This window comes from Kitasatospora sp. NPDC101155, from assembly GCF_044768305.1.
Taxonomy (GTDB): Bacteria; Actinomycetota; Actinomycetes; order Streptomycetales; family Streptomycetaceae; genus Kitasatospora.
Genome location: NZ_JBIWPN010000046.1, coordinates 33,591 through 54,491, shown reverse-complemented (window position 1 = coordinate 54,491; position 20,901 = coordinate 33,591). Strand labels below are relative to the sequence as shown.

Here is a 20,901-nt window from a genome sequence, read left to right as displayed (position 1 = left end):
CACGGGTACCCCAACGCCGCCGCGATCCCCATCGAGCCGTGGAACCTCGACGTCACCGTTCCGCGTGATCCGTCTGTCCAGGCGCAGCCCACGTGTATCGACCAGCTGACGACCGGGATGGCTCTGGCGGGCGGCACCTTCCACCTGGAGGTGGCCACGGACGCGGAGGACCGACCGGTCGACCCCAACGCGGCCCTGCCGCTGGACCGCTGCTGGGGCCATCCGTACGACACGCAGTACCACTACCACGGCCCCTCCCAGACCTGCTTCGGCAGCAAGCCGTTGAGGGGATCCGCGCACACCCGCTTCCGGCACTCACCGCTCGTGGGATACGCCATCGACGGTTTCGGGATCTTCGGGCCGCGCGGCGAGGACGGAAAGATCGTCAAGAACAGGGATCTGGACGTCTGCCACGGTCACACACACGCGATCACATGGGATGGCAAGAAGGTCGTCATGTACCACTACCACCTCAACGGAGAGTATCCGTACTCCATCGGATGTTTCCGGGGAAAGCCGGTGACGGTACCCGGGTCCGGGCATAGCGGGCACTAGGCCGCATCGGGCCGCCCCGTCGTCGTCGATGTCGGCCGGATCGCTGCGCCGCTCGTCGAGGTCGCCGGAGCCACCCGCCGCCCCGGCGGCCGCTGCTACCCCTGCCACGAGAAGCACCAGGAGCAGCAGAAGAAGGAGGCCGCCGCCGCGCTCGACGGCCCGGTGGACACTCTGCTCAATCTCGTTCCGCTGAGCCCGCACGATGCCGCTGCTCTGGCACCTGCGGTGCGGCCGGGCGGGCAGATCGTCTCGATCGCAACCCCCATCGAACTGCTTGCCGACGCCGGGGTGAGGGCGATGCACGTGGTGGCCCGCAACGATGTGGCGCATCTGGCAGCGCTCGTGGACCTCGTCGACGCGGGTGAGGTCACCCTCGACATCAGCGCCTCATACCCGCTGGCCGACCTCGCGGACGTCCACCGCCTCAGTGAAGCCGGCCGCATCCGCGGCAAGGTCGTCATCATCCGTGACCGAAACACCGGCCGTGCAATCGCCAGCTCCCGCTCAACCTGTCCGTGGCCACTCGGTCGCCGGATGTCACCGGACGGGCATCAGCCCGGCCGCCACCGAGGCCCCGGTCGGCGAGGCGAAGCGCGGCGGCTTCTGGGGGCGCCACTCCTGACCCCGTCCTCACCCGGCCGGGCCCTGGCGGGTCACTCCGGTGGCCCCTGTCCGGCGCGACAGGGTTTCTGGGCGTGGCCGCGGGCTGGGTCGCGTCGCCGTGTGGCGGACCGGCTGCGCGCCGAACGCCATCGGCAGGACGTCGCCGCCCTGGCCCGCGAGGCAGCCCACCAGGCCCGCCAGACCGCCGACGTTGCTCACCGCCGCCTCGCAGGCACCGCCGCCCAGCCCCTCTGCACCGCCCTGGAGCGCGCCGGCGTCTACACGCTGACCGACGACGACCACCAGGCCGTCCGCGCGCTCACCCGCGACCTCGACCCCGCCGCGCTGCGCCAGGTCATGAGCTGGCTGGGGCGCACCCGCACCGCGGCCCTCGCACTGCGCGGCACCGAGCAGGCCCGGCCCGCCCGGCCGACCGTGCGCCGCCGGTTCTGACAAGCCGCAGGTGCCGGAACATCCGGTTCAGGCGCTGCCTCCCGAACTGCTGTCGAAACGCTGCTCTGTGACGTGAACAGCGCCAGGCGCCCCGCACGTGGATCCGTGCGGGGCGCCTGTTCGTGCGCTGGAGATCAGGCGGGGCGGATGTTCTCCGCCTGCGGGCCCTTCTGGCCTTGCACGATGTCGAAGGTCACCTTCTGGCCCTCCTGGAGTTCGCGGAAACCCTGGGTCGCAATGTTCGAGTAGTGGGCGAAGACGTCGGGACCGCCGCCGTCCTGCTCGATGAAACCGAAGCCCTTTTCAGCGTTGAACCACTTCACAGTGCCGCTAGCCATGCGCTTCTCTCCCTCGGGGGAACTGATCGGGTCCCACGATTGCGGGCCCGGAGGTGATCGCCTTGGTCCGGAGAGACGCTGAACAGCAAAAACGCCCACGACATGTAACCGCGGGCGAGAACTTCGGCACCACGACTGCTTGATCAAAACGTTACACCGCAGGGGATCCCACAGCCAGGGAGCCGAGAAAGACACGCGGCGGCGCAGCCGTTACGCCCACATACGCGTTTCGGCCGACGTCGTGCCGCCAGCCGCTGTGTGCGGGGCTGGGACTCCCCGCTGCCCAGGTGCGGCAGGCCTGGCACCGGCAGACCCTGGGAGAGGAACCGATCACGGAGGAAAACGATGGCCGGCGTCAGCCCCTCACGGGAACCGAGTGCGATGGTGCACATGTCGATCGCCGGTGCGCTACCCGTGGCGAACGTGGTCGCGGACGCGGTAGGCCAGTCGTTCAGGCTGATCGCTGTCCCGAGTCCTGGCACGGCCAGGGACTATGTCTCACTCGCCGATCGGGTGGTCCGCACCCGCTGGCAGGTGGACACCTCGGCGCCGATCACAGAACCCGCCACACGGCCGGTTGCCCTCGCACATGCTGGTGCGGGCCCGGTGAAAGTGGAGCTCGGCGGTCGAGCCGATGCCGTGGCCAAGGTCGCGGCGCTGATCCGCGGCCGTTTCCGTGCCGGACCGCCGGCGGGGATTTCACAGGCGTTCGAAGTGTGGCCCGAGAGTCCGCCGTCGGTCACAGGCCAGGCGTGACCGCGGCAGCATGCGAAGGACCCCGGAGGCCAGGCACCGGCGGCATGATCGGCAGGCGCGGGCACGCAGTGCTCGCCGACGGCCGGGCGCGCCCGGCCCGGCTTTCCGCAGTTGATGCAGGGGTACGGTCCCTAGGCGTGGCCGGCCTTGACGAGCCGGTCCCAGTTGATGCCTGTCAGGGCTTCCCGGTAGGCGATTGTGGCGGCCACGGCTTCGCGTGCGTAGTCCTGCTCGGCGGTCATGGCCCGCACCTCCGTGCCACCTCCAGGATCCGTGCCCCCGGCTCTACGCGGTCCGGAGGGTGCGGTCGCAGCGTGGGCAGGTGCGGCTGCGCGGCTCGGGTGGCCACCAGCGTTGGCTGGGGTTGCTTGGCTGCCACGCGCTTCTGACCATCTCGGCGGTGTCGAGGCCACAGATGGTGACCGGGCCGGGGGCGCTCGGCACGTCCGGATCGGACGCGGCCGCGTGCACCATCGGGTCGGGCGAGTCTGGGTTCTCCAGGACGACGATCACGCTCACCGTTCCAGCCTCGGTGTACCGCAGCCGTGACGCATCCGCTCGTACGGCCGACCGGCCGGATCGATCGGGAGGTCATGCCTGCTTCTGATCTGTGGTGGGTCGATGGATTGCTGGTTGATCTTGTTTGTGGGCTGGGGTTTGCAGGTTGATTGAGAAGTGCGGGGTGGCTGGGCTCGTGTTCGGGGGTGAGTGCCGGTTCTGCTGGCGATGCTGGCTGGAGGGCTCGGCTGGGCTGGAGGCGGCCGGGCACGTCCTCGGACTGCCCCGCTCCGACATGGGCTCCACCGCCCAGGGTGCCGGCTGCTTCGGCGCCCAGCACACGATGGCGGTCAACGAGACCGTGCTCGCCTTCGTCCTGGGCGGCGCCGCGCCGGACGCCTTGGGCGGAGTCGGCACCGTGACCGACTGGGCGACGGAGGTGGAGTTCACGCTCCCGGGCGGCGGAAGGTGTGCCCGGACGCGGTGTGGCAGGCGGCGGAGATCGGGGTGCCGGTGCTGATGGTGGAGGTCGACCGCTCGACCATGGCGCCGGAGCGGGCGGCGGCGACACGGTGGTCCGCGACGACAACAAGGACGGCTGGCGCGAGTACGACGACTCGGTGCCGGTCATCGCGACCACCCTGGAACTCCTCGCCGAGCACGGCCCACTCGGGCCTGTGCGGTGGCGCTACGGCCGCCCCGGACGGCACTCCCTCACCGAGGGCGTGCTGCTGGAGGTCTCCTGGCGCGTCGGGCCGACCGGGCAGCGGACCGGCAAATCGGGCACTCCCGGAGATAGTTGAACGGCTTCCTCAGAAGTCGCTCAAGTCTCATGAAACGTCCACGACTTCGACGCTAGGGTTCAGCCGCCAAACCGATCGAACACGTGAGCTTCACACGAAACCACAATCGGTTCCATCCGGGGAGAGAATCTCATGCGCAAGGCTGCAGTCAGCCTCACCGTCGCCGCGTTGACGGTAAGTGGGCTGGTCGCCACCGCCGTTCCGGCATCCGCCCGCACGATCTGCGACGGCGGATACAGCTACAAGTTCTCCAATGAGTCGACGGTCTGGGAGCCGACCAACGTTCACAGCGACTGGGCACAGCCGGGCATCACGATCACGTACAACAAGACGACCACCGGCACCTGGAGCGCTACCGGCACCGCCACGGTCGGTGCCGACGCAGGCGTGATCTTCGCCAAGGTCAGCACGCAGCTCAGTTTCTCCGTCGGCCGCCAGTGGTCCAAGACCGACTCCTGGAGCTACTCCGGAACCGTCCGGGGGAACCAGCGGGGCCGCCTCATGATGTACCACAAGGCGGCCTCCTTCACCGTGTCCAAGATCGAGCAGTACACCAACTGCCGCACCAGTACGGTCTACACCACGCACATGACGGCTCCCGCCGCGGAGAACGACAACACCTGGGGCATCCAGTACTAGTGACCCCGGTCCGTCAGCTCTAGCCTGCGTGTTCCGGGGTCGCGTCCGGGGCATGATCGGAAAAGCGAGAGTGCCTTCTGGGCTGGGACGATGAGGCTTGTCTAAGGTCCCGGTCGTTCCAGCAGGAAGGCACTTTCTGCGTGCACACGACCCGGTCGCGGCGTCAACCACGCCGGCTCGCGCCTGCTCGCGGATCTGGCCGACGCCACCACTTTGACCAGCGCCCTCTCCGAGGCCCTGCACCGACTGCGGCCGCGTGGGACCGGGCACGACCCCGGCCGCGTCGCGGTGGACCTGGCCGTGATGCTGGCCGACGGCGGCGAGGCGATCGCCGACCTGGCCCTGCTGCGCGACCAGCGGGACGTGTTCGGCCCAGGCTCGCCCGCTACGAGAGCTGACAGAAGCGAAGCGATATGTCGGCTACTCAATGCCCTCCGCGGCCAGCAGGGCATCCGTCCATTCCACGGGCATGCGGGCGGAGGCGCCGGCTTCCTCGGCCACGTTGCGTTGCTCGTCGGCGAGAAGCACCGCAAGGCACCGCAGGGGCAGGCTGGGATTGCCGGCTGCCGCAGCACGGACCCGCGGCTCGGCATCGACGGCGAGCTTCTCCAGGATGTCCGTCGGCACAGGGCCACGCGGTCACCCTCTTCGCCCCCTCATGTTCCGCCTCGAAGCCCGCCGCCGAGGAGTGGATTTCCACCGGGCGGGCACGGACTGGACCGGCGATCCCGCCGTCCAGCGGGCCGCAAGCGAGATCTGGAAGGAGTACGGAAACGCGCCCTTCAACCGCTACGTCTTCGGCCGGCTCTGGCCGGACCAGGCCGAAGCGAAGGCCCGCGACCTCATCGCCGCATGGACCCGGGCACGGCCCGATCTGGTGATCGCCGAGTGCAGCGACCTCGGCGCGCACCTGGCGGCGAAGGCCCTGGACCTGCCCGTGCACGCAGCGGACAACGGTCTCGGCCCGGTACTCCTGGACCTCTGGGACACCGACGTCGCGCCCGCCCTGACCCCCCTCTATGAGCAGTACGGACAGGACACCCCCGCGCTGCCCCCGCTGCTCACCCCCGCACCGGTCCAGTGGTTCTACGAAACGCCCCCGTCCAGGGCACACGCCGTCCGACGCACCGTCGCGACATTCCGGACCACCCTCCCGAAGCGCCTGGAGCGCACCCGCTCCCCCCTCGCCCGCTCGTTTACGTGAGCCTCGGAACCCTGACCACCAGGATGTCCGGCCTCCGCGACCCCCGTCCTGGGTATGGGCGTCCTCGCTGACCAGCCCCACAACACCGCCGCCTTCGCCCGCCACGGCCTCGGCCGCGCCCTCGAACTCACCGCCACGCGCGCCGAGATCGCCGACGCCATCACGTCCGTCCTCGGCAACCCCCGCCACACCGCCGCCATGACCGCCGCCGGCACCCGCCTGTCACAGCTGCCACCGCTCGACCTCACGCACCTGCGCGCCAACAGCCAGGTCCCCGTTCACCCCCAGTGAGCCACGCTGAGCGTTCACTGGCGTTCCCCTGTTACTGACCTCGGCGCTTCGAGGTGATTGGCCTGTTTGTGTGGCTGACTGACGGTCATCTGCGCGCTATGCCGTTGGTATGCGCTATGCGGATGGGGGCGGGCTGACAGCGAAGGCACGTCAGCGCCGCGAGACGGTGCGGCTGGAGGCCGCCGCGTTGTTCGACGAAGGTGTCCCGCCGAGGGAGGCTGCCCGCAGGTTGCGGGTGACCGCGAAATCGGCCTGCCAGTGGCACCAGGCCTGGCGGGAGGACGGGGTCGGGGCGCCGGCTTCACGGGGACCGGGTGGGCAGCGATGCAAGCTGTCGGCGCGGTGTCAGAAGAAGCTGGCCGCGTACCTCGAACAGGGGCCGGCCGTGCACGGCCGGCACCAGGCATTGTCGGGCCATTGCCGTACGTTCGTGCCGACCGCGTGCGCCGCCCCTGCCTGAGGAGATCCATGGCCGACACCATCAACTCGCTCGCCTCCCGTGTCCACGAACTGCTGGTGGCGAACCTGACCAGTCCGGCGGCCTCGGCCGACTACGTCGCCACGGGCTTCCACGACGTCATCGCGCGCGCCACCGCGCTCGGCCCGGACGCGGCCTGGCTGGTCGGCGCCGGGCACAGCGGGCTCGCCGCCCTGGCCTTCCTGCACCGCCAGATCGACCGGGCGCTCTTCCACCTCGACGCCGCCGTCACGGCCGGCTTCAACGACTGCGTCGCCCTCCACGCCGCCGCGCTCCGGCCGCTGCACGAGGACCCCCGCTTCCGCGCGATCTACCAGCGGATCCGCATCACCATGGCCGACCTCGACGAACTCGTGTGGATACACCGGGAGATACACCTCATGTCCCGGGACGCCGCGAGGGCCTCCACCGAGAACATCGGCCGCCACGACACCGGGATCTCCCTGCTTCCCCAGGCCCTCATTCCGACCCGGGTGCCGAACACCCCCGGGGTCCTGATCGCCCGGATCGACCTCGCCGCCACGCAGACCGTACTCCAACGCGCCATCATGAAGGCGGACATCAGCCGCGCCGCCGGCAACGCCTCCGTCAGCGCCGTCTCCTACAACTGGGACGACGCCCGCGCCCGGCGGGACGCCTGGCGCGCCGACGATCTGGAGTCCCAGCGCCGCCAGGCCGCCGCTGCCCGCGCCTTCGTCGAGCGCCCTGGCGTCAGCACGCTGGTCATTCCCTGTCCGCCGCTCGGGTCACTCATCTGTCCGTCCTGACATGGTTACTGAGCTCGGCGCTTCAAGGCGGTGGCGGTGGGAGGTCGAGCTGATCTCCTGGCTCACCCGCCAGCGCCACCTCAACGGCCAGGGCCTGCTCGACGCGGCCCGGGTCAGCGAGCTGGACGCGCTCGGCATGATCTGGTCCAAGCTCGCCAACGCCTGGGAACGCGGCTACGCCTACGCGAAGGCCTTCCACCACCAGCACGGCCACCTCGCGATCCCGGCGACTGCGAAGCTCGACGACTACGCGGTGGGCGCCTGGATGCGCCGCCAGCGCAAAACCGAGAACCTCACCACCGACCAGGCCACGAAGCTGGACGCCCTGGACGAGCCGTGGCGCCTGGAGCCGGACTGGAACCGCTCCTACCGCCGCCTGCTCGCCTACCTCGCCGCCGGCGGCACCCTCACCGGCCCCGCGAACCGCACCGGCGGCGAAGCGGACCCGGCCTTCCGCCCCGGCATCTGGCTGCGCAAGCAGGACAAGAGCGGACACCTCCACCGGCCGACAGCCGCCGGCATCGATCTACCCGCCGACGGACGAGGCGCCGCACATGCTGTTCCTACCGCCGATGTCCCGAACACCACACCACGTGAGGCCGCAAAATGACCCGGCCCGTCTCGCCCCACGCCACCAGCACCGATCTGGTGCTCCACGCCCTTCGCTGCATCGGCTTCTCGGGCCTGGCCGCGGTGGCCGCGGCCACCGGGCTGCCGGAGTCCGACGTCGAATCGGAGCTGATCGACCTCGCCGTGGCCGGGCTGGTCACGCACATGGCGGGTCCCTTCGGCGGGTGGGGCATCACGGACGCCGGCCGCGCCGAGGACGCCCGCCGGATCACCGAGGAACTGGACGCGGCCGGCGCCCCAGCCGTGGTGACCGAGGCATTCAACGGGTTCCTGGTACTCAACCCCGAACTGCTCGACCTCTGCACGGCCTGGCAGACCCGCTCCGTCGACGGTTCGACCACCCTGAACGACCACACCGACAAGGCCTACGACGCCCGGGTGCTGGACCGGCTCGCCGACCTCGACCAGCGGGCCGACGCCGTCTGCACCGAACTGTCCGGGGCGATGCGGCGCTTCCAGCGCTACCGCAGCCGGCTCGCCCACGCGCTCACCCGGGCCAACGCCGGCGAGCTGGACTATGACACGGACGGCACCGCTCCGTACCACACCGTGTGGTTCCAGCTGCACGAGGACCTGCTCGCCACCCTGGGCCGGCCCCGGAACTGACCCACCGTCACCGAAGGAGGGCAAATTCGATGACCTGGATCCACCCCATCTCGGCTCAGGTCGAGGAAACGGCGGAGGTCCTCGGCGGCAAGGGATACGGCCTGGTCGTCCTGCGACGCCTCGGCCTGCCCGTGCCCCCGGGCTTCGTCATCAGCACGGCGGCGTGCCGCGCCTTCCTCCGCCACGGCCGGCTCCCCGAGGGGCTCGACGCCGAACTGGCCAACGCGCTCGCCGCTCTGGAGGCCGCCACCGGGCGCACCCTCGGCGGCACCGACCGCCCGCTGGCGGTATCGGTGCGCTCCGGAAGCAGTGTGTCGATGCCTGGCATGATGAGCACCGTGCTCAACCTCGGTCTCACCAGCGTGGCCACCGCCGCGCTGGCGGCCGAGACTGCCGACCCGCGGTTCGCGTTCGACTCCCGCCTGCGGTTCCTGTCGAGCTATGCGACGGAAGTGCTCGGGGTGGACCGCGAGAGCTTGGCGGCGGTCGAGCACGAGGTCTCCGAGAGGCGCTCCGGAGAGGCCGAGGAGTGGCTCAGCGAGGCGATCCGGGGCGTGGCGGAGCTCATCCGCGAACGCGCCGGCGAGCCGGTCGCGGAGGACGCCGCCCGGGACCTGGAACGCGCCGTCGCGGCGGTGTTCTCGTCCTTGGACACTCCGCGCGCGACGACCTACCGCGAGCTGCACGACATTCCGCGTGACCTCGGTACCGCGGTGATCGTCCAGGCGATGGTGTTCGGCAACCGCGACGGCCGCAGCGGGACCGGGGTCGCGTTCAGCCGCGATCCCAACACCGGCGAACCCGTGCCGTTCGGTGAGGTTCTCTTCGGCCACCAGGGCGAGGACGTCGTCTCGGGTCGGTCGCTGACCTCGCCGCTGCAGGAGCTGGCCGACCGGGAGCCGGCCGTGTGGGCGAGCCTGCTGGACGCCCTGCACCGGATCGAAGCGTACTATCGCGATGCCTGCTACGTGGAATTCACCTTCGAGGCTGGCGATTTGTGGGTACTTCAGGTGCGGCCGGGCCGACTGGTCGGACGTGCGGCGGTCCGGGTCGCGGTCGACCTCGCCGACGCGGGCACGATCGAGCGCTCCGAGGCGCTGCTGCGGATCGCGCCGCAGCAGCTGCACCAGGTGCGCACGCCCCGGATCGCGCTGGACGGCACAGCCGACGTCCTCGCCCGCGGGCTGGGGGCCTTCCCGGGCGTCGCGGTGGGCCGGGTAGCCACCAGCGCCGACAGCGCGGCCCGGATGGCCGCGCAGGGCCCGGTGGTGCTGGTGCGCCCGCAGACCTCGCCGCTGGACATGCACGGCCTAGCCGCCGCCGTCGGCGTCGTGACCAGCCGGGGCGGGCCGACCAGCCACGCCGCCGTCGTCGCACGGTCGATGGGCAAACCCGCGGTCGTCGGGGCCATCGGCCTCACGGTCGACATCGCGGTCGCCACGGTCCGGGCGGGCGGACGTTCACTCCCCGAGGGCACTCTGATCGCCCTCGGCGGCACCAGCGGGGAGGTCGTCGTCGGCACCCCCCCGCATCGTCGACGCCGCCGCCGACCCCCGACTGCACCGCCTGCTCGCCTGGGCCGACGAGGTCGCCGGCGCCGACGGTGACGGTGAAAACCGCGACGTGGCAGAGCGTCTCAGCGCAGCTCACGCCGTCCTGCGGTCGGTGGTCGGTTACTGAGGACTGTCGGGTAGTGACAGGTCGTGATCCCTGCGGTATGCCGTTGGTATGCGGCATGCGCAGGGTGGGGGCCTGACCGCTGAGCGGCGGGCGTTTCGTGAGCAGGTGTGGCTGGAGGCCGCGAAACTCCCCTGCCGATCGGCCCTGCTGTGGACCGGCCTCAGGTCCTGTCGGCGCCTGTTCCTCCCGCGTCGCCTCATCGACGCCGACCACCAGGGTGTCCGCGAAATCGCCCACGTCTCGGCCTGCGGACCGTTCGAAACCGGCTTGGGCGAGCCGTCACGACTTGAAGTCTTCGTATGGTCGGCGAGGTGCGTCATCGTCAGGCTTCGACCTGATCGGTCCGCTTTTGCAGGGAGTTGGTTTCTAAACCTTGGAATGTGACGCTCCGAAACTATTTGCCCTCGGGATGTGAGCGATCCCGGTGCCCACTCGGGCAGCGGCCGCTCCTGCGCGGCCGCGGTGAGCCGGCGGCCGAGTTCGCCGATCGCCTGCTGCCAGTGGTCGAGTTGTCCGAGCAGGCCGCGCACCAGCTCGTCGACGGCGCCGGTCGGGTCGGCCCCGAAGGAACGCGCCTCGGCGGCGGCCTCGGCCAGGACGTCCTCGTCCAGGCCCTCGAAGGCCTCCCGCCACGGCTCGGCCCGCTGCTCGAACTCCTCCAGCGCGGCGTGCAGCGCACCTTCGACGGCGGCCGGTGACCACGGTGGCGGGGTGGGGGGAGCCCGGACTGTGTCGGCCAGCACCCGGTCGGCGCCGGGCCTGAGTGTTCGCCGGGCCCGTGTGGGCGGACAGCCCAAGATGGCTCTCTCCGCAGTTCCGTGAAGAGCCGTTGCGGAGGTTCGCTATCCAGCGGCCACAACCTGGCCGGCCGTGACCTGGGTAGGGTCGGGAAGCAGTGTCGCGAGGTTGTCCCGCACGAAGCCCGCCGCCCTCCGGACCGACTCCTCGGCCCCGGCCTGGTCTTCGAAGACGCTGGTGGAGACCATCACTCCATCCCCGGCATCAACCCAGTAATAGGCTACGAATCCGGGCACCTGGCGAAGGAGAGGCACGAATCCCTCGGCCACTCGGCGTCCCGCCTCCGCGGGATCGGTCACCCCTTCGTACCGCTGCACTGCCGCGTACATGCTGGTCTCCCGACGGGTCCCGAGGCCATCTTGTGCGAGACGACGTACCCCTCAGCGCGAGTCTCTCGCTCGCGTCCGGCCCGCTGCTCGACAACATCTCCCCGTGCGCCTTCCTGGACCCCCGCGCGAGCCGTCCACCGAGGTGCGCCACGGCGCCCGGGCGCTGATCCTCTCCGCGACCGGGGACCCGCGCGCCCCCTACCGGGACGGCGTCGCGTTGCACGGGATGCTGCCCGGCTCCCGGCTGCTGACCCTGCGGGGCGCCAACCAGCACGGGCTCTACGGGACGTACGGCAACGCGTGCGTGGACGACGCGGTCAACGCCTACCTGGCCGACGGGCGCCTGCCGGAGGCCGACCTGACCTGCACCAAGGCGTAGCCGGGCAGGGTCTATCGCCGCGGCGTGGCCGGATCGAGGCCAGGGAGGAACGGCTCGGTGAGGACGGCGGTTTCGTCGGCTTGGACGGAGCGGTTGGTGTGAGCGTCGTGCTCGAGGCGCGGTGGTGGTGGGGCGGGGCACCGTTCACGGTCAGGGCCGGATGTGGTGCGTGGTCGGGATGCCCACGGCCGCCGTGCCCCGCTGGCCGGTGGCGGGCGGCAGGGCGCCAGCGGGGTGTGGGGGCTCGATGCCGCGCAGCTTGGCGGCGACGATGTCCTCCAGGGCGTGGGCGTAGTCGTCGTGCTCGGTCTCCAGGTGCAGATCCTCGGAGATCGCGTCCATGAGGGTGCGGGCCAGCACGAGTTCCTTTTCCTGCAGTTCGATGTCGGCCGGGGCGATGCCTCCGGGGGAGCGGAGTTCGTCGGGCCACAGCAGGGTGTGCAGGACCAGGGTGTTCTCGCGTACCCGCACCTGGCGGCCGGGCTGCGCGGACGCCACTGCGGTGAGGTGGTCGGCGCGGTCGACGCGGTCTCGATCGCCCTGGGGGCGGAGCGCGGTGCCGGGGGCGGGACGACGTCCTGCTGGTGACCGGAGGCGAGTACCAGGGGCGGGGGCCGGGCTGGTGGACGCCCGGGACATCGCACCGGGTCTGCCCCGTGCTTACAGGACTCATCTGGACCGCAGTGGGCCGGTGGCGGTGCCGGCCGGGCATCTGCGGCTGGCGACCCCGACTACCGACCCGGGGGTGGTGTTGGCTTCTTTACGAAAATCGCCGAGCCGAGCCGCGAGTTCAGCGCTCCGCGCCGCCGCTGAGCGGCGGCGCGGAGCCCCGAGGCCGTCTCAGGTGCCGGTGTTCCACAGCGGCTGGTGGCCGGGGCCGTAGATGACGAGGTTGCCGTCCTGCTGAAAATTGAGGGTCGCGCCCGAGTTGCCGTAGGTGCCCGAGGCCCACAGCGCCGGGCTGCCGCCGTACCCATAGATGACGAGGTTGCCGTCGGGCTGGAACTTGGCGGTCGCGCCGGAGTGGTTCCAGGTGCCCGAGGACCAGATCGGGGTGGCGATGTTGTTGTAGATGACGAGGTTGCCGTCGTTCTGCATGGCAAGCTCATAGTTGTTGACGCAGATGGTTTCGCCGGGGGCGGTCCCGAAGCCCCCGTTGAAGGTCCAGCCGTTGTTGTAGTTGGTGTACTGGCACTGGTACGGGAATGGGTATCCGGCGTGCGCCGCGGGCGCGACGGTCATCGCGGCGGCGCTCGCGACGGTCACGAGGCCCGCGGCCAGGGTCTTACGCATGCGCATGAAAGATCTCCAAGATCACGTCAGCAGAGGGCAGTTCCGTGATCGTATAGAGGCACCTGATCGCCCCGCTCAGTTGATCCGGAAAACAGTCAGCCTCAGTCACGGCGCGTAGTGATCCGCTCGGCCTGAGCGCGAGTTCGGCTCTACCCGGCCCTGAGCTGGATCCAACGCCGTTCCACGGAGCTCCCACCAAACAGTGATCTCGGTCGTGACAGGTGCTTGCGCATGCATGCCTAGTGGCTCGTCTCGGATCCTCGGCCGGGTAACTGGTTAGGCTGCTCGGCGATCGCGACCGATCTGGTACGCGGCATCGCGCGGAGTCGGGGGTGGCAGGTGTCGGAGGGTGAGGCGTCCCGGATCGAGCCGTTGGCTGTTCGGAACTCGGTCTCGTTGGGTGTGTTCCTGGCGGTGGCGGCTCATCCCCGGGTGCCGTTCACCGTCGTAGAGCTGGCGGGCCGCGGCATCGCGGCAGACGCGGCTGCGAGTCGATGGGTGCTGGAGGTCGGGAAGCCCTCCCTGGACGGTTTCACCCTGGGCGACAAGATGATCGATCTTGCCGAGTGGGGCGATCGGCTCGTTGACCTGTGGCAGAGGTTTGGAGACGGGGTGATCGACGTGGTGGCCTTCGAAGCTGGGCTGGCTGAGATCGTCGCGGCCGTCGAAGAGTGGCCGTCCGTGCCGGAGGGGCCGGCGGAGGACTTCTCAAGCCGCCTTCGCCGGGTACTGGGTCCAGGAGCGGATCGGTGATTCGGCGGCGAAGGCAGTCTTCGGCTCCGCGCGGGCGTTATGCCAGCGGATGTAGGCGCTGATGGCGGCGTTCTGCTCGTCGTGGCTGCGGTGATCGGTGCCGTTGAGGGCGAAGTAGCGAAGCGCCGCGAACTCGGATTCGATCCAGTTCAGCCATGATCCGTAGGTGGGCAGGAACACCAGTTCAACCTCGTTTGCCTCGGCCCAGGCCCGGACGTTCGGGTGCTTGTGCGGCGAGAAGTTGTCCAGCACGACGTAGAGCTTCCCGCCGGGCCAGCGGGCGCGCAGGGCCCTTGAGCAGGTCAAGGAACTCGCGCCAGCGCTTCCGCTTGCGGATGCGGTAGTAGATCTTGCCCGTGGCCAGGTCGAGGGCGGCCAGCATGTGCATCACGCCGTCGTAGCGGTTGTAGGTGGCCCGCAGCCGGCGCGGAGAGCGGGCCGGACGCCAGGCCTTGCCCTTGCGGGGCTGGAGATTGAGCGGGCCGAACTCGTCCACGCAGACCACCCGGCCGTCGGCGGGCGGAGTGTCGTACAGCTCCAGCACGCGCTGCATCTTGGCGACGAACTGCGGGTCGGTGGACGCCTTCCACGTCGTGGTGGTCTGCCAGGAGACCTTGCCCTCCCGCAGAATCCGGCGGAGGGTCTCCCGACTCAGGGTCTGCACGACATTCCGCTTTACCAGGTGCTCGGCGCGCTTGGCCAGGCTCCAGGTGGAGAACGCGGCGATGCCCCAGTCAGCGGGGGACGTCCGGGCGATCAGGCAGATGCGCTCGCGCACCTGGTCACCGATCGCTTTCGGGCGTCCCCCGCTCCATTTTGGGTCCAACGCGTCGAACCCCCGCTCGTTGAACGCGTGGATGACATCACGCACGTAGTCCTCACCGACCCGCAGCAGCGAGGTGATGTTCCGCACGGACTGGCCCTGGGCGGACATCAGCACCACGATCGCGCGACGCAGCCGAACCGGATCCTTCGAGGTCCGGCCAATCCGCTGCAGCCGACGTCCCTCCTCCATGCTGACCGGCCGGACGAACACTCCCGGACGACGCCCCACGACCACCTCCAAGATCAGATCCCGGAGGCAGTCTGACGGACTACCAGCAACCGACCAATTTCCTGGTCGACCAATCGAGCAGAGCCACTAGGCAAGCCGTGTGTCGTGATTGAGCACTGTGCATCGTGAAGTTGCTGGTCACGGGTCAGCGATGCAGCCTGGTGATCTGCAGGTGCAAGTCGGCCTTGATCTCGGCCTCGGTGAACCGCTCGGTGACCCACTGCTTCTTCGAGAACAGCGCGGTCTGGTCGGTGTAGTGCGGCGATTCGGGGTTCACGGACTCGCCGTAGGTGAGCAGGGTGCGGGTGCGCGGGCCGTCCGGCGTCAGTTCGGTGGCCATGACGAAGCTGGTGCCGTACGCGTCGGTGAGGTCCGCGGGCCGGGCGGCGCCGGTGGTGCCCGAGGTGGGAGAGGCCTTGACGGCGTTGAAGCAGCCCTCGCTCCCGTCGCAGCCGTGCAGCGGGATGCCCGCCCACCGCTGGATGTCCCCGATGGTGGCGTCCAGCGTGGTGCCGTCCTTCGCGAGCTGCTGGACGGCGTCGGCCAGGGCGTGCTGGGCGGTGACGCTGTCGCCCTTGATGCCGCGCGGGGTGGTGAGCGGCTGGGCCGGATCGTACGGCACCCGCACGAAGGGGTCCACGTAGTGCTGGAACAGCCCGCGGTAGAACCTGTCCCAGAGGACGGCGCCGTGACCGTCGGCGTCGTCCCGCGTGCTCCACCCGGCGAGCACGTCGCAGGCGGCGGCGACGTCGACCGAGCTGCCGTCGGTGGCGGGCAGGACTGGGTTGGCCCGGCACATCGCGACCACGTCGTCCCGGCCGAGTTCCGCGCTGTGGTTGCGGTCGCCGAACACGGTCGCCTGCAGGCTGGGCAGGGTGAAGCCCGGAGCACCGAGCCCGTCGCTGCCGTCCCGGCGGTCGGCGATCATCCGCAGCCCGAGCTGGGGGCGCGGTGCCAGCCCGCGGCCGGCGCCGTAGATGCCCGGGTAGCCGGCGAGCGGGGCGTCCGCGTTGGCGAGGTACGGGTTGTTGTTGGAGTTGGCCAGGTAGTCGGTCCGCGCCAGCTTGGGGTGGTTGGCCGGGCCGAAGATGCCGGGCACCACCGCGTCCGGGTCGCTGCCCGGGTCGCAGGCCGTCGTCGAGCCGTCCAGGACGGTCGGCAGGTCGTGCATCTCTGGCCGGCGGCACTGCTTGAGCTGCTCGTCGGTGACGTGCGGCACGTTGGAGGCGTCGGTGAAGTACGTCTCCCCGGTGGCGTCGGTGGCGACCGTGTAGTTCCACGGGTCGCCCTGGTAGGTGTCCACCGCCTGCTCCAGCTCGCCGAGGCTCTGCGCCTGGTCGAGTGCCAGCCACTGGTTCATCGAGCGCAGGTTCTCGGTGTTGGCGTCGCGGACGGTGTACGCGTAGGTGCCCGACCAGTGGTCGGCCAGGACCGGGCCGAAGCGGGAGGTGTAGAGGGTCCGGGTGACGGTCGACAGCGTGCCGTCGGCGCCGCGGACGGTGACCTGGACGTCCTGCTTGTCCATCGGAACGGCCTTGCCGTCCACGAGGTAGCTGGTCGGATCGCCGGGCACCAGCGGGAGCCGGTACAGGCTCGCGTGGTCCGCGAAACTGGAGGTCTCGGTGAAGGCGAGGCCCCGGGTGTGGCCGATCTCCACCACGGGCGTGCCGTAGAGGCCCGCGCCCGAGACGTCCATGACGCCCGGGATGGTCAGCTGCACCTGGTAGAAGCGCATGTCGCCGGACCAGGGCAGGTGCGGATTGGCCAGCAGCATCCCGTCCTGGTTCTGCGTGACGTCCCGGCCGAGTGCCCAGCCGTTGCTGCCGAGATCCGGACCAGGCTCGGGGCCCTTGGCCGGCGCGGCCGCAGCGTCGGGGGCCGCCGGGGGTTCGGCCTGGGCGCCCGGGACCGCGGTGGCGATGGACTGCTGGAGGCCGCTGGTCCCCGAGCCGGTGTTCAGCTCGTAGACCAGGCTCCAGATGTCCTCGGCGGTGATCGGGCCGACCCAGGCCTGGCCTCGGCAGGAGGCGTCCGGCAGGTTCGCCACTCCGGTGTCGTGCAGGTAGCGGTTGTAGCCGGCCGCGTAGCCCTCGACCATCTGCCGGAGCTCGGCCGTCGGGCCGAGCGGGGCCGGCCGGTCGAGCAGGTGCTGCACGGTGCCGGCCTGGCGCAGGCCCTGGTGGTAGGTGTCGCTCTCCAGGTTGGTGGTCCTGCCCCGGTAGAACGTGTCGGGGCCGAGGTAGCGGGAGCGCTCGGCGCGCAACGTCACGACCTGGTCGGCGAGTTCGCACAGGTTGTCCTGGGCGAAGGCGTAGCCGTAGCCGTACCCGAGGCCGCCGTAGTCGTGCGCCAGGATGTGCGGGATGCCGTACTCGGTCCGGCGGATCTTCGCGCTGTAGCCGTCGCCGCCCGCCGTCAGACCGTCCGCGTCCGCCGCGGAGGCGGACGCCGGCAGCCCCGCGGTGACCGAGGCCAGACACAGCGCGGCCACCGTGGAGGCCAACCGTTTGATATTCGAGTGTTGCTGACGTGTCGTGAGTCGCTTGGCGTGAACCATGGGACCACCGTGCCGTGGCCGGCCCCCTCCCGGCATCGGCCCGGCGGCGAAACCTCGCGCGCGACGTCAGCCCCTGGGCTTACGCCCCCGGGCTAACCCGGCACCCGTCACCCCGGCACTCGCCAAGGCCTCCCGAAGCGCCCGCCGGCGCAGCGGGCGCTGGTGACCGTGCAGGCCGAGCGCCGCGCCTACCCGGCCGCGCTGCCGTCCTGGAGCGGTGATCCGGGGTCTTCAGCGCCTCATGCTGAGGGCTGCTGTGGTTGCCCAGCGTGTGGGGCTCGGAAAGTCGTCGCTGCTGGTCAAGCTGCGTACCGATACTCATTGATGACGCCGCCGAGGACGCGGGTACGCACGAGTCTGCGGCTTTCGAGGTCGTAAGAAGCCGTTGCTGTGCCGATCTTGAAGTGTGGCAGTCGAACGAGAGTTTTATTGAGGCGCTCGCTGCCGGGTACGGGACGGCCCAAGCCGACGACTCAGCGTGAGGTGTGCCCGGAACGGAGCTCGTCAATGTCGACTGTCGTCAGCGCCGTGCTCAGCGGCACGCCGGTGCCTGCCGCGGCGGCCAGCCGCTCGCGCACCTCGCGCGGTGTGCGAGGCCGCCAGTCCGGCCCGTAACAGCAGCCAGAGTGGAACGTGACACCTGCATTCAGCAGGGCGATCAACGTCCGCCACCCAGCGGTGTCGCTCCGCTTCGGCACAGCGACATTCTTCCGACGCTGGCGCGACCACGCTCTGGTCCACGAGTTCCACGACCGGCTCCGCCGCCGGGTCCGCGAGCAGGCGAGCCGGGATCCGGAGCCGAGCGCGGGCGTGATCGACTCCCAGTCGGTCAAGGAGGACGCCGTCGTCGGATCCGACAGCCGCGGCTTCGACGACGGCAAACTGATCAACGGCCGCAAGCGGCACGCCGTGGTCGACACCCTCAGCCTGCTACTCGCGGTGATGGTCACCGCGGCGGACGTGGGCGATCGCGCTGCCGCTCAACTCCTGCGCGCCCAGGTCGCCGTCGCACACCACCGGCTTGCCCTGGTCTGGGCCGACGGCGGCTATGCCGGCAGCCTCGTCGAGTACAGCCTCACCGCCCTCGCCCTGGTCCTCGCGATCGTCAAGCGCACTGACGACATGCGCGGCTTCGTCGTGCTACCCAAGCGCTGGATCGTGGTTCGAGGGCGTTCACGCTGCCGGTGCGGTTCCAGACGCCGGTGGACGAGAACGTGCTCGCGCTGTTCATCGCCTCGCGGGTTCTGACGGATGAGAACCAGTTCTGGCGTGAGGGCGTCAACCACGCCAGGCGCTGGCACAAAGAGACCGGCCGGCTCGACGTGCCCTATTCCGCGATGGTCGGCGAGGAGGGGAACTTTCCGCTCGGAAAATGGCTGTCGGACCGGCGGCGGTTCGGTAGCCACAACGCCGTCCTCACCTTCCGACGCACCGCCTGGCCCGCCGCGCGCCGCAGACACCTCAACCGCCTGGACGTTGTGGAATGCCGCCCGTGACCGACCACAGCGCACTCGACGCACAGACCTTCGCCCAGATCCTGCGGCTCCTTCACGTCGCCGACCCCGTCATCCCTGCCCCCACCTACGAAGCCGCGACCGACCGGCACGCCCTGCGCACGGCCAGCCTCGCGGCCGCCGCCTACGGCGCCCTGGCCAGCGAGGCCACACTGGCGGAGATCCAGCTGCTGAACAGCGGCGCGGACCTGGACGAAATCACCGCCAGCCGCGCGACCATACTGCCCGCGATGGCCGCCAACCTGCCCACCATCTGGTACTGGCAGGTCTCCCAACTCGCCGGACAGCTGCGCTACCTCCGCGATGCCACCGAGGGCCAAAACCAGCTGATCAACGCCGCCAGCGACACGGTCCGCGCCCTCATGCTGATTCTCCAGGCCGACCTCGACCAGGACTACCAGCCAGCGACGGCAGCAAGCGCCCTCACCGAGGCCAACGAGATGCTCGCCCGCGCCCGCACCCAGATCACCAACCCGAACCCCGGATAGACGCCCCCGCCCCCGCGCGTGACCCGCGGCCTGACACTAGGCGGGCCAGCGGGCGCGGCCCGCCTGGGCGGACCTAATGGCCCGGGCGGGACGTTCCAGCTGGCCGCCGACCTGCAACCGGCGCCCGGAACCCGCCCCGGACCGGCCCGTCCGGGGCGGGCGGACTCACTGCCCCGGGCCGCGCAGCAGGCCGCCGTGGACGCTGTCCCGTGACAGCGGACCTTGACCGATTGCCACTGAACTTTGACCAGCGCCAGTTGGTGACAGCGAAGTTTGATCGCCGCAGGTCAGCGGCCCTGTCAGTGCGGTGGCTCGGTGCCCGAGCCACCGCGCCCTCGGCACTGCCGACGACGGGCACCGATCGTGCTGAGCACGCCCGTGACCTCGGGATTCAGCGGTCAACTTTCTTGGCGGAGGACATCGGCGCCGCCGTCCTGACCTGGGGCCGTTGCTGCGCCCCTGTACGGTGCCCTGGTCGTCCTGCTGGCCCACGCGTCCGGGCCACAGTCCGAGCCGTCAGTCGTATTCGCTGCTGGTCGAGAGAGCAGTGTCTGCCGTGCGGGTTTGTTCGTTGCTGCTGAGGAGCTGGTAGCCGACAAGGACCGCCAGTACGGCGAGCAGAGCGGCGGAGGTGATGGTGGTTCCCACCCCGAGTCCGCCCTGCGCGACGGGCTTTTCCACCGCGTTCTCCGCGACCGCCCCGAGTGGGCGGGTCAGCACGTAGGCCGCCCAGAACAGCACGGTGCCCGAGACCGGGGTCAGATAGTGCGCGGCGAGGATCAGCAGCATCGCCCCGGAAAGCAGCAGAGCGCTGTCGCGGAAGCCGAGGCCCAGACCGTTCGACAGGAAGTCACCGCTGGAGGTGCCCAGCGTGTTGGACACCAGGGTCGCGGTCCAGTACAGGATCTCGCCTTGGGTCGTGTCGATCCGTTCCACATCCATGGTCTGCCCCGTCATCCGCCACCCGATGAGCACGGCAACCAGCAGGCTGGTCAGCACGGCAGCGCCGCCGGCGTAGCCCAGACCGAGGGTGCGGTTCATGAAGTCGGACATCGCGGTGCCCGCGATGCTGGTGGTCAGGATCACCGACCAGAACACCACCGGCTGGAACCGGTCGATCTTCAGTTGCACCGTCAGGGCGAGCCCGAACGCCACCAGGAAGATGATCGCGGCAGCGGCGTAGCCGAGGTGCAGCGGTGACATCGACACGAAGTTCGACACCGACTCGCCCAGGGTGGTCGCCACGATCTTGATCGCCCAGAACAAGGCGCCGACCATCGGCAACTTGCTCACAGCAGTCCTGCTCACGGCAGTTCCCATCCGCATCACCCACAAGACCGGTCGTTGGATCACTGACAGCACCACCGGCGGTCCTAGAGGCCAGCGGGCTTCCAGGACCTCGTCTCGTGCCTGGCCACCGGTATATGTCGAGTCG

The 20,901-nt window shown here is 70.1% G+C and carries 29 protein-coding genes and 2 pseudogenes; 21 read left to right on the top strand and 10 right to left on the bottom strand.

Annotation, left to right across the window (positions count from 1 at the left end; genetic code table 11):
- The 3 genes and pseudogenes from ACIRYZ_RS37985 to ACIRYZ_RS37975 form a co-directional block, all read left to right on the top strand.
- The coding region (locus ACIRYZ_RS37985; RefSeq protein ID WP_402953057.1) for a YHYH protein at positions 1-555 on the top strand (555 nt) is incomplete at its 5' end.
- Positions 556-594: 39 nt separating this feature from the next.
- Positions 595-1,005, top strand: a pseudogene (locus ACIRYZ_RS37980) (zinc-binding dehydrogenase); the annotation flags it as partial.
- 273 nt (positions 1,006-1,278) lie between these two features.
- The gene (locus ACIRYZ_RS37975; protein WP_402953056.1) at positions 1,279-1,611 is read left to right on the top strand and encodes a hypothetical protein; all 333 of its coding nucleotides are present in this window, start codon (positions 1,279-1,281) and stop codon (positions 1,609-1,611) included.
- 134 nt (positions 1,612-1,745) lie between these two features.
- Here the strand turns inward: ACIRYZ_RS37975 and ACIRYZ_RS37970 are convergent, their stop codons facing one another.
- Complete coding sequence (locus ACIRYZ_RS37970; RefSeq protein ID WP_402953054.1) at positions 1,746-1,949, bottom strand: cold-shock protein; 204 nt, start codon at positions 1,947-1,949, stop codon at positions 1,746-1,748.
- 345 nt (positions 1,950-2,294) lie between these two features.
- Between ACIRYZ_RS37970 and ACIRYZ_RS37965 the strand changes: the two genes are divergently transcribed.
- Entirely contained in the window at positions 2,295-2,705 is a 411-nt protein-coding gene (locus ACIRYZ_RS37965; protein WP_402953052.1) for a hypothetical protein, read from the top strand.
- A 285-nt stretch (positions 2,706-2,990) separates the two neighbouring features.
- Here the strand turns inward: ACIRYZ_RS37965 and ACIRYZ_RS37960 are convergent, their stop codons facing one another.
- On the bottom strand, positions 2,991-3,224 hold the full coding sequence (locus tag ACIRYZ_RS37960; protein ID WP_402953050.1) for a hypothetical protein: 234 nt from the start codon (positions 3,222-3,224) through the stop codon (positions 2,991-2,993).
- Between the two features lie 163 nt (positions 3,225-3,387).
- Here ACIRYZ_RS37960 and ACIRYZ_RS37955 point away from each other — a divergent pair, with 163 nt between their 5' ends.
- From ACIRYZ_RS37955 to ACIRYZ_RS37940, 4 genes and pseudogenes are all read left to right on the top strand, one after another.
- Positions 3,388-3,723 (top strand): hypothetical protein, encoded by a 336-nt coding sequence (locus ACIRYZ_RS37955; protein WP_402953049.1) that lies wholly within the window; start codon positions 3,388-3,390, stop codon positions 3,721-3,723.
- A 52-nt stretch (positions 3,724-3,775) separates the two neighbouring features.
- Positions 3,776-4,006 (top strand): hypothetical protein, encoded by a 231-nt coding sequence (locus ACIRYZ_RS37950; protein ID WP_402953048.1) that lies wholly within the window; start codon positions 3,776-3,778, stop codon positions 4,004-4,006.
- A gap of 132 nt (positions 4,007-4,138) precedes the next feature.
- Positions 4,139-4,645, top strand: coding sequence for a hypothetical protein (locus tag ACIRYZ_RS37945; protein ID WP_402953047.1), 507 nt, complete (start codon positions 4,139-4,141; stop codon positions 4,643-4,645).
- 120 nt (positions 4,646-4,765) lie between these two features.
- Positions 4,766-5,020 (top strand): annotated as a pseudogene (locus tag ACIRYZ_RS37940) (IS1380 family transposase); the annotation flags it as partial.
- A gap of 45 nt (positions 5,021-5,065) precedes the next feature.
- On the opposite strand, the gene ACIRYZ_RS37935 reads toward ACIRYZ_RS37940, so the two are convergent.
- On the bottom strand, positions 5,066-5,272 hold the full coding sequence (locus ACIRYZ_RS37935) for a hypothetical protein (RefSeq protein ID WP_402953045.1): 207 nt from the start codon (positions 5,270-5,272) through the stop codon (positions 5,066-5,068).
- A 31-nt stretch (positions 5,273-5,303) separates the two neighbouring features.
- Here ACIRYZ_RS37935 and ACIRYZ_RS37930 point away from each other — a divergent pair, with 31 nt between their 5' ends.
- The 8 genes from ACIRYZ_RS37930 to ACIRYZ_RS37895 all read left to right on the top strand — a co-directional run bounded on the left by ACIRYZ_RS37930 (position 5,304) and on the right by ACIRYZ_RS37895 (position 10,999).
- A complete protein-coding gene (locus ACIRYZ_RS37930; RefSeq protein ID WP_402953044.1) occupies positions 5,304-5,849 on the top strand; it encodes a hypothetical protein in 546 nt (181 codons plus the stop codon).
- 54 nt (positions 5,850-5,903) lie between these two features.
- A complete protein-coding gene (locus ACIRYZ_RS37925) occupies positions 5,904-6,140 on the top strand; it encodes a hypothetical protein (RefSeq protein ID WP_402953043.1) in 237 nt (78 codons plus the stop codon).
- Positions 6,141-6,249: 109 nt separating this feature from the next.
- Positions 6,250-6,600: a helix-turn-helix domain-containing protein gene (locus ACIRYZ_RS37920; protein WP_402953042.1), complete on the top strand. Its 351-nt coding sequence runs from the start codon at positions 6,250-6,252 to the stop codon at positions 6,598-6,600.
- An 8-nt stretch (positions 6,601-6,608) separates the two neighbouring features.
- Complete coding sequence (locus tag ACIRYZ_RS37915; protein WP_402953040.1) at positions 6,609-7,385, top strand: hypothetical protein; 777 nt, start codon at positions 6,609-6,611, stop codon at positions 7,383-7,385.
- A 1-nt stretch (position 7,386) separates the two neighbouring features.
- Entirely contained in the window at positions 7,387-7,995 is a 609-nt protein-coding gene (locus tag ACIRYZ_RS37910) for a helicase associated domain-containing protein (RefSeq protein ID WP_402953039.1), read from the top strand.
- The gene (locus ACIRYZ_RS37905; RefSeq protein ID WP_402953037.1) at positions 7,992-8,621 is read left to right on the top strand and encodes a transcriptional regulator; all 630 of its coding nucleotides are present in this window, start codon (positions 7,992-7,994) and stop codon (positions 8,619-8,621) included. Before ACIRYZ_RS37910 ends, ACIRYZ_RS37905 begins: the two co-directional genes overlap by 4 nt.
- A gap of 29 nt (positions 8,622-8,650) precedes the next feature.
- Positions 8,651-10,228 (top strand): pyruvate, phosphate dikinase, encoded by a 1,578-nt coding sequence (locus ACIRYZ_RS37900; RefSeq protein WP_402953036.1) that lies wholly within the window; start codon positions 8,651-8,653, stop codon positions 10,226-10,228.
- 573 nt (positions 10,229-10,801) lie between these two features.
- Positions 10,802-10,999, top strand: a complete 198-nt coding sequence (locus ACIRYZ_RS37895; protein WP_402953035.1) for a hypothetical protein — start codon at positions 10,802-10,804, stop codon at positions 10,997-10,999.
- 144 nt (positions 11,000-11,143) lie between these two features.
- Here ACIRYZ_RS37895 and ACIRYZ_RS37890 read toward each other — a convergent pair whose 3' ends face one another.
- On the bottom strand, positions 11,144-11,428 hold the full coding sequence (locus ACIRYZ_RS37890) for an antibiotic biosynthesis monooxygenase (RefSeq protein ID WP_402953034.1): 285 nt from the start codon (positions 11,426-11,428) through the stop codon (positions 11,144-11,146).
- A gap of 103 nt (positions 11,429-11,531) precedes the next feature.
- Between ACIRYZ_RS37890 and ACIRYZ_RS37885 the strand changes: the two genes are divergently transcribed.
- A complete protein-coding gene (locus tag ACIRYZ_RS37885) occupies positions 11,532-11,807 on the top strand; it encodes an alpha/beta hydrolase (RefSeq protein ID WP_402953032.1) in 276 nt (91 codons plus the stop codon).
- Between the two features lie 150 nt (positions 11,808-11,957).
- Here ACIRYZ_RS37885 and ACIRYZ_RS37880 read toward each other — a convergent pair whose 3' ends face one another.
- Positions 11,958-12,305 (bottom strand): hypothetical protein, encoded by a 348-nt coding sequence (locus tag ACIRYZ_RS37880; protein WP_402953030.1) that lies wholly within the window; start codon positions 12,303-12,305, stop codon positions 11,958-11,960.
- A gap of 342 nt (positions 12,306-12,647) precedes the next feature.
- Positions 12,648-13,106, bottom strand: a complete 459-nt coding sequence (locus tag ACIRYZ_RS37875) for a hypothetical protein (RefSeq protein WP_402953028.1) — start codon at positions 13,104-13,106, stop codon at positions 12,648-12,650.
- Between the two features lie 333 nt (positions 13,107-13,439).
- On the opposite strand from ACIRYZ_RS37875, the gene ACIRYZ_RS37870 reads away from it, so the two are divergent.
- Positions 13,440-13,853, top strand: coding sequence for a hypothetical protein (locus ACIRYZ_RS37870; RefSeq protein WP_402953027.1), 414 nt, complete (start codon positions 13,440-13,442; stop codon positions 13,851-13,853).
- Here the strand turns inward: ACIRYZ_RS37870 and ACIRYZ_RS37865 are convergent.
- The 3 genes from ACIRYZ_RS37865 to ACIRYZ_RS37855 all read right to left on the bottom strand — a co-directional run bounded on the left by ACIRYZ_RS37865 (position 13,809) and on the right by ACIRYZ_RS37855 (position 17,410).
- A complete protein-coding gene (locus ACIRYZ_RS37865) occupies positions 13,809-14,105 on the bottom strand; it encodes a transposase (RefSeq protein ID WP_402953025.1) in 297 nt (98 codons plus the stop codon). The two genes, ACIRYZ_RS37870 and ACIRYZ_RS37865, sit on opposite strands and share 45 nt — an antisense overlap.
- Positions 14,038-14,787 (bottom strand): IS630 family transposase, encoded by a 750-nt coding sequence (locus tag ACIRYZ_RS37860; protein WP_402953024.1) that lies wholly within the window; start codon positions 14,785-14,787, stop codon positions 14,038-14,040. The genes ACIRYZ_RS37865 and ACIRYZ_RS37860 overlap by 68 nt, the downstream gene beginning before the upstream one ends.
- Positions 14,788-15,052: 265 nt before the next feature.
- Entirely contained in the window at positions 15,053-17,410 is a 2,358-nt protein-coding gene (locus ACIRYZ_RS37855) for a penicillin acylase family protein (protein ID WP_402953022.1), read from the bottom strand.
- A gap of 687 nt (positions 17,411-18,097) precedes the next feature.
- Between ACIRYZ_RS37855 and ACIRYZ_RS37850 the strand changes: the two genes are divergently transcribed.
- Genes ACIRYZ_RS37850 through ACIRYZ_RS37840 form a run of 3 tightly spaced genes read left to right on the top strand, consistent with a single transcriptional unit; the run spans position 18,098 to position 19,466 of the window.
- Positions 18,098-18,712, top strand: a complete 615-nt coding sequence (locus tag ACIRYZ_RS37850; RefSeq protein ID WP_402953021.1) for a transposase — start codon at positions 18,098-18,100, stop codon at positions 18,710-18,712.
- On the top strand, positions 18,667-18,960 hold the full coding sequence (locus tag ACIRYZ_RS37845) for a helicase associated domain-containing protein (RefSeq protein WP_402953019.1): 294 nt from the start codon (positions 18,667-18,669) through the stop codon (positions 18,958-18,960). Before ACIRYZ_RS37850 ends, ACIRYZ_RS37845 begins: the two co-directional genes overlap by 46 nt.
- Positions 18,957-19,466: a hypothetical protein gene (locus tag ACIRYZ_RS37840; RefSeq protein ID WP_402953017.1), complete on the top strand. Its 510-nt coding sequence runs from the start codon at positions 18,957-18,959 to the stop codon at positions 19,464-19,466. The genes ACIRYZ_RS37845 and ACIRYZ_RS37840 overlap by 4 nt, the downstream gene beginning before the upstream one ends.
- Before the next feature lie 516 nt (positions 19,467-19,982).
- Here the strand turns inward: ACIRYZ_RS37840 and ACIRYZ_RS37835 are convergent.
- Positions 19,983-20,759: a hypothetical protein gene (locus ACIRYZ_RS37835; protein WP_402953015.1), complete on the bottom strand. Its 777-nt coding sequence runs from the start codon at positions 20,757-20,759 to the stop codon at positions 19,983-19,985.
- Between the last annotated feature and the right edge of the window lie 142 nt (positions 20,760-20,901).

What these genes read in the sequence shown, in the direction of transcription:
- ACIRYZ_RS37970 (WP_402953054.1), bottom strand. Translation starts at nt 1,949, where the DNA reads ATGGCTAGCGGCACTGTGAAGTGGTTCAACGCTGAAAAGGGCTTCGGT.
- ACIRYZ_RS37930 (WP_402953044.1), top strand. Translation starts at nt 5,304, where the DNA reads ATGTTCCGCCTCGAAGCCCGCCGCCGAGGAGTGGATTTCCACCGGGCG.
- ACIRYZ_RS37945 (WP_402953047.1), top strand. Translation starts at nt 4,139, where the DNA reads ATGCGCAAGGCTGCAGTCAGCCTCACCGTCGCCGCGTTGACGGTAAGT.
- ACIRYZ_RS37925 (WP_402953043.1), top strand. Translation starts at nt 5,904, where the DNA reads ATGGGCGTCCTCGCTGACCAGCCCCACAACACCGCCGCCTTCGCCCGC.
- ACIRYZ_RS37910 (WP_402953039.1), top strand. Translation starts at nt 7,387, where the DNA reads ATGGTTACTGAGCTCGGCGCTTCAAGGCGGTGGCGGTGGGAGGTCGAG.
- ACIRYZ_RS37875 (WP_402953028.1), bottom strand. Translation starts at nt 13,106, where the DNA reads ATGCGCATGCGTAAGACCCTGGCCGCGGGCCTCGTGACCGTCGCGAGC.
- ACIRYZ_RS37890 (WP_402953034.1), bottom strand. Translation starts at nt 11,428, where the DNA reads ATGTACGCGGCAGTGCAGCGGTACGAAGGGGTGACCGATCCCGCGGAG.
- ACIRYZ_RS37900 (WP_402953036.1), top strand. Translation starts at nt 8,651, where the DNA reads ATGACCTGGATCCACCCCATCTCGGCTCAGGTCGAGGAAACGGCGGAG.
- ACIRYZ_RS37905 (WP_402953037.1), top strand. Translation starts at nt 7,992, where the DNA reads ATGACCCGGCCCGTCTCGCCCCACGCCACCAGCACCGATCTGGTGCTC.
- ACIRYZ_RS37965 (WP_402953052.1), top strand. Translation starts at nt 2,295, where the DNA reads ATGGCCGGCGTCAGCCCCTCACGGGAACCGAGTGCGATGGTGCACATG.
- ACIRYZ_RS37915 (WP_402953040.1), top strand. Translation starts at nt 6,609, where the DNA reads ATGGCCGACACCATCAACTCGCTCGCCTCCCGTGTCCACGAACTGCTG.
- ACIRYZ_RS37920 (WP_402953042.1), top strand. Translation starts at nt 6,250, where the DNA reads ATGCGCTATGCGGATGGGGGCGGGCTGACAGCGAAGGCACGTCAGCGC.
- ACIRYZ_RS37860 (WP_402953024.1), bottom strand. Translation starts at nt 14,787, where the DNA reads ATGTCCGCCCAGGGCCAGTCCGTGCGGAACATCACCTCGCTGCTGCGG.